The 16,032-nt window shown below is 51.8% G+C and carries 15 protein-coding genes; 2 read left to right on the top strand and 13 right to left on the bottom strand.

The features are described from left to right. Nucleotide 1 precedes the first annotated feature (1 nt). The 9 genes from FDX22_RS10600 to ybfF form a co-directional block, all read right to left on the bottom strand. Entirely contained in the window at nt 2-475 is a 474-nt protein-coding gene (locus tag FDX22_RS10600; RefSeq protein WP_115259083.1) for a PTS sugar transporter subunit IIB, read from the bottom strand. Further along, on the bottom strand, nt 468-1,199 hold the full coding sequence (locus tag FDX22_RS10595; protein ID WP_222592518.1) for a BtpA/SgcQ family protein: 732 nt from the start codon (nt 1,197-1,199) through the stop codon (nt 468-470). The genes FDX22_RS10600 and FDX22_RS10595 overlap by 8 nt, the downstream gene beginning before the upstream one ends. Nucleotides 1,200-1,213: 14 nt before the next feature. Next, the gene (locus FDX22_RS10590; RefSeq protein ID WP_115259080.1) at nt 1,214-1,636 is read right to left on the bottom strand and encodes a PTS sugar transporter subunit IIA; all 423 of its coding nucleotides are present in this window, start codon (nt 1,634-1,636) and stop codon (nt 1,214-1,216) included. Between the two features lie 156 nt (nt 1,637-1,792). Next, nucleotides 1,793-4,513, bottom strand: coding sequence for a sigma 54-interacting transcriptional regulator (locus FDX22_RS10585; RefSeq protein ID WP_146717164.1), 2,721 nt, complete (start codon nt 4,511-4,513; stop codon nt 1,793-1,795). A 276-nt stretch (nt 4,514-4,789) separates the two neighbouring features. Continuing rightward, a complete protein-coding gene (gene fur, locus FDX22_RS10580) occupies nt 4,790-5,242 on the bottom strand; it encodes a ferric iron uptake transcriptional regulator (protein WP_117342236.1) in 453 nt (150 codons plus the stop codon). Then, entirely contained in the window at nt 5,235-5,321 is an 87-nt protein-coding gene (locus FDX22_RS10575; RefSeq protein WP_117342237.1) for a ryhB-regulated fur leader peptide, read from the bottom strand. Before FDX22_RS10575 ends, fur begins: the two co-directional genes overlap by 8 nt. 210 nt (nt 5,322-5,531) lie before the next feature. Beyond that, nucleotides 5,532-6,062, bottom strand: a complete 531-nt coding sequence (fldA, locus tag FDX22_RS10570; RefSeq protein WP_167456047.1) for a flavodoxin FldA — start codon at nt 6,060-6,062, stop codon at nt 5,532-5,534. 280 nt (nt 6,063-6,342) lie between these two features. Beyond that, on the bottom strand, nt 6,343-6,630 hold the full coding sequence (gene ybfE, locus FDX22_RS10565; protein WP_096757867.1) for a LexA regulated protein: 288 nt from the start codon (nt 6,628-6,630) through the stop codon (nt 6,343-6,345). 128 nt (nt 6,631-6,758) lie between these two features. Further along, nucleotides 6,759-7,532, bottom strand: a complete 774-nt coding sequence (gene ybfF, locus FDX22_RS10560; protein ID WP_146717163.1) for an esterase — start codon at nt 7,530-7,532, stop codon at nt 6,759-6,761. 195 nt (nt 7,533-7,727) lie between these two features. On the opposite strand from ybfF, the gene seqA reads away from it, so the two are divergent. Together seqA and pgm are read left to right on the top strand one after the other, a co-directional pair. Further along, a complete protein-coding gene (seqA, locus tag FDX22_RS10555; protein WP_096757864.1) occupies nt 7,728-8,270 on the top strand; it encodes a replication initiation negative regulator SeqA in 543 nt (180 codons plus the stop codon). A gap of 24 nt (nt 8,271-8,294) precedes the next feature. After that, entirely contained in the window at nt 8,295-9,935 is a 1,641-nt protein-coding gene (gene pgm, locus FDX22_RS10550; RefSeq protein WP_146717162.1) for a phosphoglucomutase (alpha-D-glucose-1,6-bisphosphate-dependent), read from the top strand. Between the two features lie 98 nt (nt 9,936-10,033). Here pgm and kdpE read toward each other — a convergent pair whose 3' ends face one another. The 4 genes from kdpE to kdpB are packed head-to-tail and all read right to left on the bottom strand — an operon-like array spanning nt 10,034 to nt 16,026. Further along, nucleotides 10,034-10,711: a two-component system response regulator KdpE gene (gene kdpE / locus FDX22_RS10545; protein WP_146717161.1), complete on the bottom strand. Its 678-nt coding sequence runs from the start codon at nt 10,709-10,711 to the stop codon at nt 10,034-10,036. Continuing rightward, nucleotides 10,708-13,392 (bottom strand): two-component system sensor histidine kinase KdpD, encoded by a 2,685-nt coding sequence (kdpD, locus tag FDX22_RS10540; protein WP_117342240.1) that lies wholly within the window; start codon nt 13,390-13,392, stop codon nt 10,708-10,710. Before kdpD ends, kdpE begins: the two co-directional genes overlap by 4 nt. Before the next feature lie 10 nt (nt 13,393-13,402). Then, on the bottom strand, nt 13,403-13,969 hold the full coding sequence (kdpC, locus tag FDX22_RS10535; protein WP_146717160.1) for a potassium-transporting ATPase subunit KdpC: 567 nt from the start codon (nt 13,967-13,969) through the stop codon (nt 13,403-13,405). Between the two features lie 8 nt (nt 13,970-13,977). Further along, entirely contained in the window at nt 13,978-16,026 is a 2,049-nt protein-coding gene (gene kdpB / locus FDX22_RS10530) for a potassium-transporting ATPase subunit KdpB (RefSeq protein WP_115259068.1), read from the bottom strand. Nucleotides 16,027-16,032: the final 6 nt, after the last annotated feature.

The raw sequence follows: 16,032 nt of genomic DNA, 5'->3' as shown, positions 1-16,032 counted from the left end.
CTCATCCCAGTAAGGCGATAGCTTTCAGTCGGGTATCGTTCGGTACTTGCCTGATCTCAAGTTCGACACCTTTGTTATCCAGTTCTTTTAATTGTGTAACGTCGTGGTCGGTAATAAATATGGCTTTTGATATTTGACGCGTGCCCGGTGCAGATTTAATCCCACCCAGATTGATACTGACAATTTTTTCGTATTCCATTGCCAACGCGTGTGCATCATTAATCGATGCAACAACAATAAAGAGGTTATATTTTTCTGTCGCGCCGCTTTGTAAGGCTTTGATCGAATCTGCAATATTTTTAATAACCAATTTAACGTTATTCGGTCGCGCCAGGCGCATGGCCGTCATTTTTAACTCATCATTGATGATGTCATCATTGGCAATAAGAATGCAATCGGCCTGCAGCGCCGCAGTCCAGGCAAAAGCTACCTGGCCATGTAATAAGCGATGGTCTACACGTAATAATTTAATCATTTTGTTTAACCTTTTGCATTAGCTGTGAAACGTGTTCGGCACAGACATCGCCGGTGTCTTTATAGGTATCTTTGAAATAACTTCCTACCACTGCACCTGAACCCATGGTCAACTGATGCTGACAATTGTCGAGGGTGATCCCGGCACCAATAATTAATGGAAAGTCACCAATGATGGCCCTGAATTCGCGGATTTTATCTTCATCTGTTTCCTGTCCGGTGGCATCACCGGTGACGACAATGGCGTCACAGCGTTGCATCCCTAGCGTCAGGTCTTCCTGCAAGCTGCGTCCAGATTTGTAGGGTTGATACTTGAAACGTACACCACCGAATACGGCAAAAGAAGCATTGCGACGATTTTCCTCAATAAATTGGGCAAATGAGAGGTCTTCATCGACAGGCAAATGTCCGGCAACAGAATCTAACTGGATAAAGCTGGCGTGATATTTTTTGGCTAACTGAAACCCTTTCTTATCATCGTCTAACAGATTGACGCCGTAGGTAATACCCGGTTGAGTGCTGTCGAGGTAATGCAGCACGCTTTCAACTTGCGCAGGGGTGCCAAAATAGTTTTCAACAATCACCGCATCTACGCCATTTTGTTGATAGATAGCGATCTCTTTTTTTGCATTTTCGAGGACATCACGGTCGTTTTCACCTTTCAAATGCAGCATGGCAAGAATGAATTTATTGTCACCAAATAACGTTTCAACTTTATTTTTCATGTTCGCTCCTGGCATTAAAAATCATCTGATTTTGGGGTACTGTTGAATAACACATCATTGCAGTACTGGATGGTTTCTTTGGATTCCAGAACGGCGGTTCTAATTAGCGCTTGGGTGTCGTCGGTATCGGGGTTTTCCAGAATCAATGCAATCAGTAACGGTAAATTGAGTCCGGTGATTAAATGCAGGCGCGGATCGTCAAGATGAGTAATAAACTCGTTAGTCACGCTTCCCTTAGAGATATCGGTGATCACAATGGCTTCATCTTGGCTGCCCAACGTGCTCATGAATTTTTGTACGCTGAGTTTGATATCAGGCACATCCTCGGTGTAGGCACACAGCGTGGAAATATCTTCATTTTTACCCACGACCATTTCCAGTGAATCCCTGATTCCATCAGCAAATCTGCCATGACTGGCGAACAAAAACTTACGCATACCGCTCCATGCTCCACAATGAGTGACGACACTACAGGTGTCGCCATAAATGATGAGACTGAATTGAGATAGCAGGAATCATGCCAGCTAATGTCAAAGCGGAAGGAGGTGAGAGGGAGGGGGTTAATCCATCATTATGATTTTAAAGGATTAATTTTATTTTATGATATCGTAAATATAGCCGATTTCGCTGAACGGAATGGTGACACTATAGGTATCTTCTATGACACTAAAGGCATCCTGAATCATGCACAGTGTTTCTTTATCACTTTGACTAAGCGTCTGCTGTGCCGGGTAGTTCTCAAGAGGAATCTGACGAATCAAACGTTCCAGCATGCAGCTGGCATGGACATACAGGTTAATCTTCGTCTCATTGGCTAAGCGTTTTTTGAGTAATCTTTCGAGAGTACTGATACAGATATCAAGGTGCTCAAGGATTTTTCCGGTATCCAGAATCGTCAACTGAGCGATGACCCGTTTGAGCGAAAAGTTATGTACCAATCTGTCGTTGATGGTCTGAATCATATCGGTATCAGCAATGCCCTGGAAAACCGTTTCCAGGCGAACATCACCCCGGCCGCTGATCAGGTCATCCAATGAAATATAGGGAATAAAGGGGATATCCGGATTAGCTGTTCCGACAACAGCAATAATGTCATAGAACTGAGACAGTGACTGGCGGGAGGACTCTGAAAGCAGTAGCTGGTGGTCATAGGCGATAACATCCACCCCTGCTTCTTTCGGAATACTGTCTTCCAGCAATGTCTGTATTCGCTGCGCCGTACCCATTCCGGTATAGCAGCTGGTAATGATTACTGGACGTTTGACCTGCTCTGAATAGATGATTTTACTGTCATTCTTTTGGTAAGAGGTGACGTTCTCAACAATGCTTTCCAGCGGAGCGTTATCTAATAATAACTCACCGACGTGTAGCGCCATTGCCGTGGAGACATTATTAATAATGGCGACAGGGAAATGGATGCTTTTATTGAACTCAGAGTAAATATCCGTTAACGACCCCATATCTACCAGAATGACCAGCCCATTGGACATATCATTATCATTAATGTACTGCAGTATATTACTGGCGATATCTTTGATGGCCGTGTCGATAGGCATATCGAAGGAGGCAAAAAGGGTTTCACCCAACATGCGGTTCACGACATTGGCAATACTGCTGGCCGTTGCATAGCCATGTGCCAGAATGACCGCTTTGGTTCGTGGTGCAACGGTCACCATCTTCATACTTTTCAAATATAGCGTGAAGAAAACGTCATCTTCCTGGGTAATCTTGAGATCAAATCGCTGGGCGATCTGTGTTGATAACATACTCGAAATCAGGTTCTCTTCTGCCAAATGTTGGCTAATATACTGATGTAAATTTTTGAGCGTTTTTTTATGCGCCAGGATGCCGTCATTACCCTGCTTATTTTTAGTGAATAAATACCATGCTAAGCCGTACAGTCGATTACCGTTAAATTGGACCGAATGTTTGCTTTCTATCTGCTGAACAATATCCTGGATAGTATTGAGATGTGAATAAATGGCCGGGTGATCGTTTTGTGCCGTTGGGTTAAATATGATCTTATCGAACAGCGTATCGATTTCACGAGAGACTTCTGGGAGCAGTACATTTTCGCTATTTTGCTGAAACAGGCTGAAGATCTTATCCCAGAATTCACTAATAAAATGGTTCAACGGTACTACAGGGAGAACCAATTGCTGTAGCGTCATCGAAGGGGTAAATACGACAGCGGTTCCTACAACCTGGTGATTAATTTGCACACCATGCGGCATAAAGCTGTCTGGTAGATCGTCTAAGTGTAAAGAGAGGCACTGATCTGCTTGAGACTTTGCAAAACGCGTGGCACTCAGGCAGGTGATGGTATTTTTTAATTCACCGATATTTCCGCTGTAGATGTGTCGTTTTAAGACGTTCAGCACCTGTGGGGACAGTTTGATATTGCGCTTGAGCAGTTTCGACTCATGCAGGAAAAAGGCATAAATAAACTGGATTTTTTCCGCTTCACCGCGCTGTTCCAACGAAGGAATGGCAATATTCAGCGGGATACGACGTATAAACGTTTCCAGAAAATACTCTTTGGGCGAGACGGTTGTGGCGAAAACCAGTCTGACCTGAGCGCTGATTTCTTTTTCGCTTTCCCCCATGCGACGAAAACGCCCGGTATCCATAAAGGTGAATAACTTTTCCTGACCCTCCGGATGTAAGCGGTGGATCTCATCCAGAAATAGCACCCCTCCATCGGCTTTTTGCAGAAGTCCTTCGCTGGTTTTATCTGCCCCTGTAAATGCACCTTTGATATAGCCAAAGAGGTGACTCGAAAGTAATTCAGGGTTGTTGGCATATTGAGCACAATTGAACGCAATAAATGGCGCGGTGGGGGGCAGGATTTTCTTCTCCACAGCTCGCTGCCAGGATAATTGTGCCAGCATGCTCTTACCGCTGCCGGTCGGGCCATACAGCATTACTGACAGACCGTGAGGGGGATAACAGATCGCGGTATTCAATTTTTCTATAACGGGGACTAAACTTCCCTGGGAACCGATCAATCCGGCAAACGTGTCTTGTTGTTTATATTGATGCTTTTTTAGCTCAGCGGCGCCTGAGAAGACGGACTGACTGACACGAAAAAACTGTTCTTCAAAAACGGCTTTGTGCAGAAAATAGACGGGCCGGGTATTCAGTTTTATGACCAGATTATCGTCAATGAGCTGATTCAGATAGTGGCTGATGGTATTACGCTTCACATTGAAGTGTTCTGCCATCGTTTGGGCCGTATGAAAGTCGTCCAGCGAGTCAAAAGAAAAATGACGGGTCTCTTCTGCCAAAAATGCAAAGATCTCTTCTTTTAACACCGTGAGCCTCTTAACTGTTCCATGCGGGTTCTAACGTCTGGTGCGCATATAAAAGTAACAAAAATAAAATGTTGTGGGACATCATGGCTCATTTGGAGTTTTTGAGTCATCACGTTTTCTACGCGTGTTATTTTGATTTAGCCGCGGGGGAGGTTATCACATTTTGCGGATAGTCGGCGGATGGTTGGCGGTGATTGTGACTATTTCGTACTTAAATTTTACTGATACGTTAATCCCCGGCTCAACGTTGAGCGGGGGACTGACGTGATTCAAAACTTATTTTGCAACACCGTCGTGCGCATGCTCATCTTCGCGGCAATCGCCTTCAGCGCAGTGGCCGTAAAGATAGAGGCTATGATTCGTTAAACGAATACCATGTTTAGTGGCAATCTCACGCTGGCGCGCTTCGATAGAGTCATCGCTGAATTCGACCACTTTGCCACAGTCGAGGCAAATCAGGTGATCGTGATGATGCTGTTGAGTCAGTTCGAAGACGGATTTGCCCCCTTCGAAATTATGGCGGGTCACGATACCGGCATCATCAAACTGGTTCAGTACGCGATACACGGTCGCCAGACCAATCTCTTCACCCATATCGATCAGGCGTTTATATAAGTCTTCCGCACTGACGTGATGGTTATCCGGTCCCTGAAGAACTTCCAGAATTTTTAAACGAGGAAGCGTTACTTTCAGGCCAGCCTTCTTTAATGCGGTATTGTTGTCAGTCATGCGGAATCTGTCCTGTAGCTAAACGGTTCACTTCATTAAAAGAAGTGACAGAAAATGCACTTGAGATAATGCGTATCATTATAGAACTGCCACGCCTAAATGAAAACTGCAAGCCTCTGGCAAATATTGTTAATCAAAACGTGGTATCGCCAACAAACACACTGTGCAATACCCGATTGGCATCCAGCCATTGTACAGGGTCAGGCGAGAAAGTTACAAATTTGTAGCAATTATTTTGATTGGTTTTATCTATTGATGCGGCACAGATGAAGATCTGCGCCGCACGAAATTAGGCGTTAATAATCTCGTCGAGATGCAGTTCTGCTGAAATCTGCTTAACCCATTTTTCAACGCGTTCTGCGGTCAGTTCAGGCTGGCGATCTTCATCGATAGCCAGGCCGACAAAGTGGTCGTCGTCAGCCAAACCTTTGGATGCTTCAAAGTGGTAACCCGCCGTTGGCCAGTGACCGACGATGGTTGCGCCGCGCGGTTCGATGATGTCGCGAATCGTGCCTAACGCATCGCAGAAATATTCTGCGTAATCTTCCTGATCGCCACAGCCAAACAAAGCAACCAGTTTACCGTTAAAATCAATGTCTTCGAGGGTCGGGAAGAAGTCGTCCCAGTCACACTGCGCTTCGCCGTAGTACCAGGTCGGGATGCCGAGCAGCAGAATGTCATACCCTTCCAGGTCTTCTTTGCTGCTTTTTGCAATGTCATGTACATCGGCAACGTCTTTACCAAGCTGTTTTTGAATCATTTTTGCGATGTTTTCGGTATTACCGGTGTCGCTGCCGAAAAAGATGCCAGTGATTGCCATGAGTAAAATAACCTCTTGAAACTTATTGAAATGGTGGTGGCGCATTGCCCACGGATAAGGGCAATCATAGCAGAACAGTCAGGCATGCGGAAACAGCAAACACGCTGGACTGCACTCTGTGCTACACGATTTATGATTTATACCCGTCATACTTCAAGCTGCATGTGCGTTGGCTTTCCTCGCTCACCCCAGTCACGTACTTATGTACACTCCTGGAGATTCGCTGCGTCGCCGCCTTGATGCAACTCGAATTATTTAGGGTATAGAGCAGAATTTCAGACTATGCCTGACCACGCAATGTGGCGAGTTGGATCATCAGCATTTCTTCAATGAGTTCACTGCGGCTCATATTACGCGCATCAGCCAGCTCATTCAGCGCGTCAACGGCGTCGGCGTTCAGTTTCAGTTCGACACGCTTAAGCCCACGAACTTTGTCGCGTTTAAGCTGATTACGTTTGTTAATACGTAACTGTTCATCACGCGAAAGCGGATTGGTTTTGGGTCGTCCCGGGCGACGCTCCTGCGCGAACAGATCTAATGTCGTACGGTCCGTTTGTTCTTTGGCCATGATCTTGGTGACTTCGGGGAAACAATCAGCCAGGCGTCTGCCCGGATGGATAGCGCGCCATCATACATCAGCAGGGGAGGCGCGCCAACGCCCACGCACGTAATCGCGCGCGGACGCTGAGTTTTTAATCAGTTAGCCTGTTCTGTCAGATAACGACGGATGGCGCGCAGCACGGCTTCGGGTTTTTCTGCATGCACCCAATGGCCCGCGCCGGCAATAACATGTGCCCGTGCCTGGGGAAATTGCGCCAGCAATGGGGCTCGATACGCTTCAGTAACGTACGGTGAGTTCCCCCCAGGGATGAACAGCGCCGGGTGATCCCAGGCCGGAATGGTTTCCCAGCCGACAATATGCGGATACTGATCCCACAATACCGGGACGTTAAAGCGCCATTCACCGTCTATAAATGATTTCAGCAGAAACTGGATCACGCCTTCTTCTTTAAGATGTTGGCGCATCACGCTAGCCGCCTGCTGGCGCGACGCGGCTTCTGCATCCGTCACCGCATTAATCGCCGCAAATATCTCATCGTGACGGCGGACCTGGTAATCAACCGGGGCAATATCGATAGCCACCAGCTTATCGATACGTTCCGGTGCCAGGGCGGTTAGCGCCATCACGGCTTTGCCCCCCATTGAATGGCCAATAAAGGTGGCTTTTTCTATCTGTTGGGCATCCAACGTATCCAGTAGATCTTGCGCCATCGCCGGGTAGTTCATCTCCGAAGAACGGGGTGAGAGGCCATGATTTCGCATATCAACCTGGATGATATTGTGATCGACAACCAGAGAGCGGGCCAGTATGCCCAGATTGTCCAGGCTGCCAAACAGCCCGTGCACCAGGACGATGGGAGAATTATTGTGCAGGTTTTGTGCAGATTGCGCTCGGATATTCAATTTCATGGCAAAGTTCTTTTTTTCACGCTAGCGGGTTAGGGTATCATGTTGACCATTCTGCCACACGGCTGCAACAACTACGGTTACTCCGAGTTTTTCCGGCCATCGGGCTTGACGCTATCCGCTGTTGGGATTTGCCTTTACACTACGCGTGTACAGTCCCAACAACTTGTATTCAGCTAAACACCGCACTGGATTAAGATGAAAACGATTGAAGTTGATGATGAACTCTATAGCTATATTGCCAGCCATACCAAGCATATCGGCGAGAGCGCATCCGACATTTTACGGCGTATGTTGAAGTTTTCCGCTGCATCACAGCCTGCCACGCCGGTGGTGAAAGACGTCCGCGCCGTGCAACCTGTCGTGGAAGCCAAGCCGGTTAACCCTGTAAAAGACAAAGTGCGCGCCATGCGTGAACTGCTGCTTTCCGATGAATATGCGGAACAGAAAAAAGCAGTGAATCGCTTTATGCTGGTGCTGTCTACACTCTATTCACTGGATCAACACGCGTTTGCCGAGGCAACAGAATCGTTGCATGGTCGCACGCGCGTCTATTTTGCAGCGGATGAACAGACGCTGCTGAAAAATGGTAATCAAACCAAGCCGAAACACGTGCCAGGCACGCCGTATTGGGTGATCACCAACACGAATACCGGCCGTAAATGCAGCATGGTTGAACACATCATGCAGTCAATGCAATTCCCTGCGGAATTGATTGAAAAGGTTTGCGGAACAATTTAATCCTTGCATTAGAAGGACCAGGCAATGGCAATCCACAATCGTGCAGGTCAACCTGCACAACAGAGTGATTTGATTAACGTCGCCCAACTGACGGCACAGTACTATGTACTGAAACCAGAAGCAGGGAATGCAGAGCACGCCGTTAAGTTCGGTACGTCCGGGCATCGCGGCAGTGCAGGTCGTCACAGTTTTAACGAACCGCACATTCTGGCTATCGCTCAAGCGATTGCTGAAGAACGTGCGAAAAACGGAATTACTGGCCCTTGTTATGTGGGCAAGGACACTCACGCGCTGTCTGAACCGGCATTTATCTCTGTACTGGAAGTGCTGGCGGCAAACGGTGTTGATGTCATCGTGCAGGAAAATAACGGCTATACGCCAACGCCCGCCGTGTCTAACGCTATCCTGGTCCACAACAAAAAAGGCGGCCCGTTGGCTGACGGTATTGTGATCACACCGTCCCATAACCCGCCGGAAGATGGCGGGATTAAATACAACCCGCCAAACGGTGGTCCGGCAGATACTAACGTCACTAAAGTGGTGGAAGACAGGGCCAATGCACTACTGGCCGATGACCTTAACGGCGTGAAACGTATTTCACTGGATGCGGCGCTGGCGTCGGGTCACGTGAAAGAACAGGATCTGGTGCAACCGTTCGTTGAAGGATTGGCAGACATCGTCGATATGGCCGCGATCCAGAAAGCGGGCCTGACGCTGGGTGTTGATCCGCTGGGTGGCTCCGGTATCGAATACTGGAAGCGTATTGCTGAGCACTACAAACTGAATCTGACCATCGTTAACGATCAGGTTGATCAGACCTTCCGCTTTATGCATCTCGACAAAGATGGCGCCATCCGTATGGACTGCTCTTCTGAGTGTGCCATGGCGGGTCTGTTGGCGCTGCGTGATAAGTTCGATCTGGCGTTTGCCAACGATCCGGACTACGACCGTCACGGCATTGTTACCCCGGCTGGGTTGATGAACCCGAACCATTATCTGGCGGTGGCAATCAACTACCTGTTCCAGCATCGTCCGCAGTGGGGCAAAGAGGTTGCTGTCGGTAAAACGCTGGTGTCCTCCGCGATGATTGACCGCGTGGTGAATGACCTGGGTCGCAAGCTGGTGGAAGTGCCGGTTGGCTTTAAATGGTTCGTTGACGGTCTGTTTGACGGCAGCTTTGGCTTTGGCGGTGAAGAGAGCGCGGGCGCGTCATTCCTGCGTTTCGACGGTACGCCATGGTCGACGGACAAAGACGGGATCATCATGTGCCTGCTGGCGGCGGAAATTACCGCGGTTACCGGTAAAAATCCGCAGGAACACTATAATGAACTGGCCGCGCGCTTTGGTGCGCCAAGCTACAACCGTTTACAGGCTCCCGCGACGTCTGCGCAGAAAGCAGCGCTGTCTAAACTGTCTCCGGAAATGGTTAGCGCCAGTACGCTTGCCGGTGACCCGATCACTGCACGTCTGACCGCTGCACCAGGTAACGGTGCCTCCATTGGCGGTCTGAAGGTGATGACCGACAACGGCTGGTTTGCCGCACGCCCGTCCGGCACCGAGGACGCCTACAAAATTTACTGTGAAAGCTTCCTCGGCGCTGAGCATCGCCAGCAGATTGAGAAAGAAGCGGTTGAGATTGTCAGCGAAGTGCTGAAAAACGCATAAGGCGTAGACCGGATGACGATGCTCGCGTCGCCATCCGGCATGAATTATAAAAGCCGGATAGCTTATATGCTGATCCGGCTTTTTTATTCAGCATCTGTTCACGGCATAAACCGATAACCAATCCCGGTTTCGGTAATAAAGTGACGTGGACGGGCCGGGTCCAGCTCGAGCTTCTGGCGCAAGTGCCCCATATAGATTCGCAGGTAGTGGCTGTGCTCGACGGCATTGGGTCCCCATACCTGGTTTAACAACTGGCGTTGGGTGAGCACTTTACCCGCGTTGTTCAGCAGGACCGCCAGCAGGCGAAACTCAATCGGCGTCAGATGTAGTTCCTCTTCACCACGGTGTACCAGCCGCGCGGCAATATCCACTTTAATGTTTGAGAATTGAACCACCGGTTCGGGCGTTTGCCCGGTTGCGTGGCGGCGTAAGGCCACGCGTAAACGCGCCTGCAGCTCGCCAATACCAAACGGTTTGCTGAGATAATCATCGGCGCCGGCGTCCAGCGCGGCGATTTTGTCGCTCTCCTCACTGCGGGCAGAAAGCACAATCACCGGGATGGCACTCCATTGTCGCAGGTCGCGAATAAAATCGATGCCGTCACCGTCCGGCAGGCCGAGATCGAGAATGATGAGATCGGGTTTTCGCGTGGCCGCTTCCAGCAGGCCACGTTGCAGCGTTTCTGCTTCGTAAACGCGCAGGCCATCGGCTTCCAGCGCGGTGCGCAGAAAGCGGCGAATGGCCTGTTCATCTTCAACAATCAGTACGTTTGTCACATATCCTCATGAAAATCTTCAAGTTCAGGGGGCGTTTCCTGCGGGAGTGTAACACGGAAGCATGCACCACCCTGCGGTCGATTGTGGGCGGTAATCGTCCCGCCGTGTACGTTCACAATCGCCTGACAAATAGCCAGTCCCAGCCCTACGCCCGGTACAGAGGATTCTTTGTTTCCCCGGGAGAACTTGTCGAAAATAGCGTGTTCCTGGCCCGCTGGAATGCCGGGGCCATTATCCCATACATCCAGAAACAGATGCTCACCTTCTACCTGCGCATCAATGCCGATTTGCGCCTGTGGACCTGCGTACTTAATGGCGTTTTCCAGCAGGTTAATCAGCACCCGTTCAAACAGTGGACCGTCAACGTGAATCAGCGTCAACGGCGCCGGAAGCGACAGATTAATCGGCGCGGCTAAGCCAGGTTCCAGCATTTGCAGGGCGCTACCTACTACTTCTTCCAGCGTTAACCACTCCTTCTTAAGATTAAAGCCGCCAGATTGGATCCGCGCCATATCCAGCAAATTATTGACCAGCCGGGTGGTATTGAGCACGTGCTGGCGAATTTCGCTGGCCTGGCGGGCATGGGGAGAACCTTCGCTGGCGAGGTCCAGTGTTAAAATCTCTGCCTGACCGAACAGCACCGTGAGTGGCGTGCGTAAATCATGGGAGAGGGCCGCCAGCAGGGCATTGCGGATGCTCTCTCGTTCGCTGGCCAATCGCGCCAGTTCTTCGCTGGCGGTCAGCGTCAGGCGTTCGAGCGCACTGGCAACCAGCAGGGTAAAGGTTTCCAGCAGACGCTGCTGCTCCGGGATCATCAACTGACGCAGGTTTCCCGGCTCCACTACCAGCAGCCCGTGCGTTTTGTCAGCGCTTTTCAGCGGCAAGATTTGATACGGCACGCCGGGGAGGGTATCGGTGCCGGCACCTGCCGGTTGTCCTTTATCAAAACTCCATTGGGCAATGGCGTCATCCCACGGCGTCATGCCCTGCTGCTCTGTCAGCGGTGCCAGCTTTCCGTGCTCATCCGGCAATAACACCTGGCTGCGGGCCTGAAAGGTGGAGGCGATAAACTGTTCGCTGGTGGTGGCGATATCTTTCTGGCTACGTCCCACGGCCAGCGCTTTGGACATCTCATACAGATGACGCGTTCGCTGCTCCCGATAACGCGCGACCCGCGCCTGATAGCGCACGCCTGCGGTCAGATTCCCAATAACCAGACCAACCGTTAACATGACCGCAAAAGTGAGCAGATACTGGACGTCTGAGACGGCAAGCGTCCCGCGTGGCGCAATAAAGAACAGATCGAAGCTGGCGACGTTGATCATGGTCGCCACTACCGAGGGCCAACGACCATAAAACAGGGCGATAACCACCACGCCTAACAGATAGAGCATCACCAGATTGGCGGCATCAAAAGTAACCAGCCATTGCATGGCAATCAGCGTGGTGATGGCGCACAGCGCGGCGGCCACCACACAGCCCTGAATTTGTACCCGCCATTTATCCTTAAAGGTGCGGGTATCCATGGTTTGGGCTGCTGCGCGTGGTGGAGGCTCGTCCAACGCGACAATCATCAGATCGAGATCCGGGGCACGATGAGCCAGCTTGTCGGCAAAGGAATCGCTGCGCCACCAGCGGCGCGTGGTTGGCCGTCCCAGCACAATTTTTCCCAGGTTATGCTCCCGGGCGTAGCGAATCACCGCCTTGTCTTCGGCGGGATCGGAAAGGGTGGCGGTTTCCGCACCCAGTTCCTGTGCCAGCCGTAGCGCGCTTAAGATCGCACGGCGCTGTTTTTCCGGGAGCTGATGCAGCGCCGGGGTTTCGACATACACCGCGTGCCACACGCTGCCAAGGCGAGCAGCCAGACGTGCGGCGGCGCGTACCAGCTTTTCACTGCCGGTATTGTGTCCAATACACAGCAAAATAGCGTCGCGGGTGTGCCAGACTTTTTCCTCACCCGGTCGTCCTCGCCAAGCGCGCATTTGATCGTCTACTCGATCGGCGGTACGGCGTAGGGCCAGTTCGCGCAGGGCGATTAAATTACCTTTGCGAAAGAAATGTTCGATTGCCCGTTCCGCCTGACCGGCGATGTAGACCTTGCCTTCGTTGAGGCGCTGGCGTAAGTCGTCAGGCGGCAGATCGACCAGCACCACATCATCGGCGGCATCGAAAAAGGGATCGGGGACGGTTTCACGCACCTGAATACCGGTCACGCCGCTGACCACGTCGTTCAGGCTTTCCAGATGCTGCACGTTAACGGTAGTAAAGACATCAATGCCCGCTTCCAGCAGCTCTTCAATGTCCTGCCAGCGGCGGGGATGGCGCGAGCCTGGCGCATTACTGTGCGCCAGTTCGTCCATTAATATCAGCGCCGGGCGGCGGGCGAGGGCCGCATCAAGATCGAACTCGCTGATGCGTCGCCCGCGGTGAGTCTGACGTTTTAACGGCAGTACGGCGAGACCGTCCAGCAGCGCGGCGGTCTCTTTGCGTCCGTGGGTTTCCACCACACCGATCAACACATCCAGGCCTTGCGCCCGCAGCCGCTGGGCCTCTGCCAGCATGGCCCAGGTTTTACCCACGCCGGCACAGGCACCGAAGAAAATTTTCAGTTTTCCACGATGCGGGGCGGTCGTTTGTTCCAGTAAACGGTCCGGATCGGGGCGTAAGGGTTCGCTATGCATGTCCTTTGTCTCAGTGCTTATCCAGCGCTAAATTAAGTTCCACCAGGTTCACCACCGGTTGACCGATAAAACTGACCAGCGGCTGTTGCGTGTATTGTGCAACCAACTGCGTAACCTCTTCAACGCTGAGGTTGCGCGCATGTGCCACGCGTGGAATCTGCCAGGCAACGGCCTCTGGCGTCAGGTTATTATCCAGCCCGCTGGCGGATGCGGTTACTAACTCCACAGGAACGACAGGGCTGGCCTGCGGGTTGGCGGCACGCAGCGCGGCGATCCGGCTTTGTAGTTGCTTATCCAGCTCCGGGTTGCTGGCGGCCAGATTACTGCCACCCGAACCCATTGGATTATAGGGTATTTCCGCCGTTGCTGACGGGCGTCCCTGAAAATATCCGGCGGCGGTAAAGTGTTGCCCGATGCGTTCAGAACCGCGGATCGTCTGACCTTCGCGGATGAGCGACCCGTTGGCCTGATGGGGAAACCACCACTGCCCCAGTGCGGTGGTCAACAGCGGGTAGACCCCGCCGGTAATAAGCATCAGGAAAAATAATGTTGATAATGCAGGACGTAATCCACTCATCTGAAACCTCACACCAGACCCAGCAGGGTCAGCAGTAAATCAATCACTTTAATGCCGATAAATGGCACGACCAGGCCGCCGAGGCCGTAAATCCACAGATTGCGGCGTAACATGGCGGAGGCGGACAACGGTTTGTAGCTCACCCCTTTCAGTGCCAGTGGGATCAGAAAGACAATCACCAGCGCATTGAAGATAACCGCGCTGAGGATTGCCGAATCCGGCGAATGCAGACGCATCACGTTAAGCGCGTTGAGCTGCGGATAGGTGGCGGCAAACGCCGCCGGAATAATGGCAAAATATTTGGCGACGTCGTTGGCAATACTGAAGGTGGTCAGTGAACCGCGCGTCATCAGCATCTGTTTGCCAATGTGGACCACTTCGATAAGCTTGGTGGGGTTAGAATCAAGGTCCACCATGTTGCCCGCTTCTTTAGCCGCCTGGGTCCCGGAGTTCATGGCGACCGCAACATCTGCCTGCGCCAGTGCGGGGGCGTCGTTCGTACCGTCACCGGTCATTGCCACCAGACGGCCTTCCGCCTGGTACTGACGAATCAGCGCCAGCTTAGCTTCCGGTGTGGCTTCGGCTAAAAAGTCGTCCACCCCGGCCTCCGCTGCAATCGCGGCGGCAGTCAGACGGTTATCGCCGGTAATCATCACCGTTTTGATACCCATTTTGCGTAGCTGGGCAAACCGTTCTTTGATCCCGCCTTTGACGATATCTTTTAGGGCAATGACGCCCAGAACGCGCGAACCTTCGACAACCACCAGCGGCGTCGCGCCAAGACGGGCAACGTTTTCCACTTTCTGTTCGACATCCGCAGGGAAGTGTCCGCCGTTGGCCTCAACGTGACGACGAATGGCGTCGACCGAGCCTTTACGGATCATGCGGTTGTCGATGTTAATGCCGCTCATCCGGCTTTGCGCGGTGAACGGCACAAACGTGGCGTGCAGCGATTGCACATCGCGTATGCGCAGATTAAAGCGCTGTTTTGCCAGAATCACGATGCTGCGACCTTCCGGCGTTTCATCCGCCAGTGATGAAAGCTGTGCCGCGTCGGCCAGCGTTTTTTCGTCGACACCGTGGGCGGGAATAAAATCTGATGCCTGACGGTTACCCAGCGTAATGGTGCCGGTTTTATCCAGCAACAGTACGTCGACGTCACCTGCTGCTTCGACCGCCCGCCCGCTGGTGGCGATCACGTTCGCGCCGAGCATTCGGCTCATACCGGCCACGCCAATCGCCGAGAGTAGCCCACCAATAGTTGTCGGGATCAGGCACACCAGCAGGGCAACCAGCACCGTGACGCTAACTGCACTGCCGCCCCAGGCAGAGAACGGCCACAGGGTGGCGGTTGCCAGTAAAAAGACGATGGTCAGGGCTATCAGCAGGATTGTCAGCGCGATTTCGTTGGGCGTCTTACGCCGCTGGGCGCCTTCAACCATGGCGATCATCCGGTCGAGGAAGGTTTCACCAGGGTTCACGCTGCATTCGATAACCAGCCAGTCGGAAAGAATGCGGGTCCCGCCGGTTACGGAAGCAAAATCACCGCCGGACTCACGGATAACCGGCGCAGATTCCCCGGTAATGGCGCTTTCGTCCACCGATGCGCCGCCTTCAATCACCTCGCCGTCGCAGGGAATAATATCGCCTGCTTCTACCAGCACGATATCGCCTTTGCGTAGTTCCTCTGCGGGAACATGATCCATTTCTGCACCGTATTTCGGTTCACGCAATTTGCGGGCAAACGCCGTCTTCTTAACGCCTTTCAGGCTGTTGGCCTGAGCTTTACTGCGTCCTTCCGCCAGCGCTTCGGCAAAATTGGCGAAAAGGACGGTGACCCACAGCCAGAGGCTTATCGCACCGGTAAACAGAGGATTGCCTGTCATGTGCCCGGTTGCCATTGCAACGGTTAACAAGGTTGTCAGCAGGCTGCCCAGCCAGACGATAAACATCACCGGGTTGCGCCACTGAGTATGTGGGCTTAACTTTTTGACTGCGTCCATCAGCGCGTGTGCGACCAGAGACGGTTCGAACAGTGCCAGTTGTTTGCGACTCATAACAAT

Origin of the sequence: Citrobacter sp. TBCS-14, assembly GCF_005280805.1 — a bacterium.
Lineage (GTDB): Bacteria > Pseudomonadota > Gammaproteobacteria > Enterobacterales > Enterobacteriaceae > Citrobacter > Citrobacter gillenii.
The sequence above is the reverse complement of the archived record's forward strand: the minus strand, read 5'-3'. Positions and strand labels throughout refer to the sequence as shown.

Coding starts and splice junctions, on each gene's coding strand:
- FDX22_RS10595 (WP_222592518.1), bottom strand. CDS start 1,199: ATGAAAAATAAAGTTGAAACGTTATTTGGTGACAATAAATTCATTCTT.
- FDX22_RS10575 (WP_117342237.1), bottom strand. CDS start 5,321: ATGATACGCATTATCTCAAGTGCATTTTCTGTCACTTCTTTTAATGAA.
- FDX22_RS10600 (WP_115259083.1), bottom strand. CDS start 475: ATGATTAAATTATTACGTGTAGACCATCGCTTATTACATGGCCAGGTA.
- kdpC (WP_146717160.1), bottom strand. CDS start 13,969: ATGAGTGGATTACGTCCTGCATTATCAACATTATTTTTCCTGATGCTT.
- ybfF (WP_146717163.1), bottom strand. CDS start 7,532: ATGAAATTGAATATCCGAGCGCAATCTGCACAAAACCTGCACAATAAT.
- fur (WP_117342236.1), bottom strand. CDS start 5,242: ATGACTGACAACAATACCGCATTAAAGAAGGCTGGCCTGAAAGTAACG.
- seqA (WP_096757864.1), top strand. CDS start 7,728: ATGAAAACGATTGAAGTTGATGATGAACTCTATAGCTATATTGCCAGC.
- ybfE (WP_096757867.1), bottom strand. CDS start 6,630: ATGGCCAAAGAACAAACGGACCGTACGACATTAGATCTGTTCGCGCAG.
- fldA (WP_167456047.1), bottom strand. CDS start 6,062: ATGGCAATCACTGGCATCTTTTTCGGCAGCGACACCGGTAATACCGAA.
- kdpB (WP_115259068.1), bottom strand. CDS start 16,026: ATGAGTCGCAAACAACTGGCACTGTTCGAACCGTCTCTGGTCGCACAC.
- pgm (WP_146717162.1), top strand. CDS start 8,295: ATGGCAATCCACAATCGTGCAGGTCAACCTGCACAACAGAGTGATTTG.
- kdpD (WP_117342240.1), bottom strand. CDS start 13,392: ATGCATAGCGAACCCTTACGCCCCGATCCGGACCGTTTACTGGAACAA.
- FDX22_RS10590 (WP_115259080.1), bottom strand. CDS start 1,636: ATGCGTAAGTTTTTGTTCGCCAGTCATGGCAGATTTGCTGATGGAATC.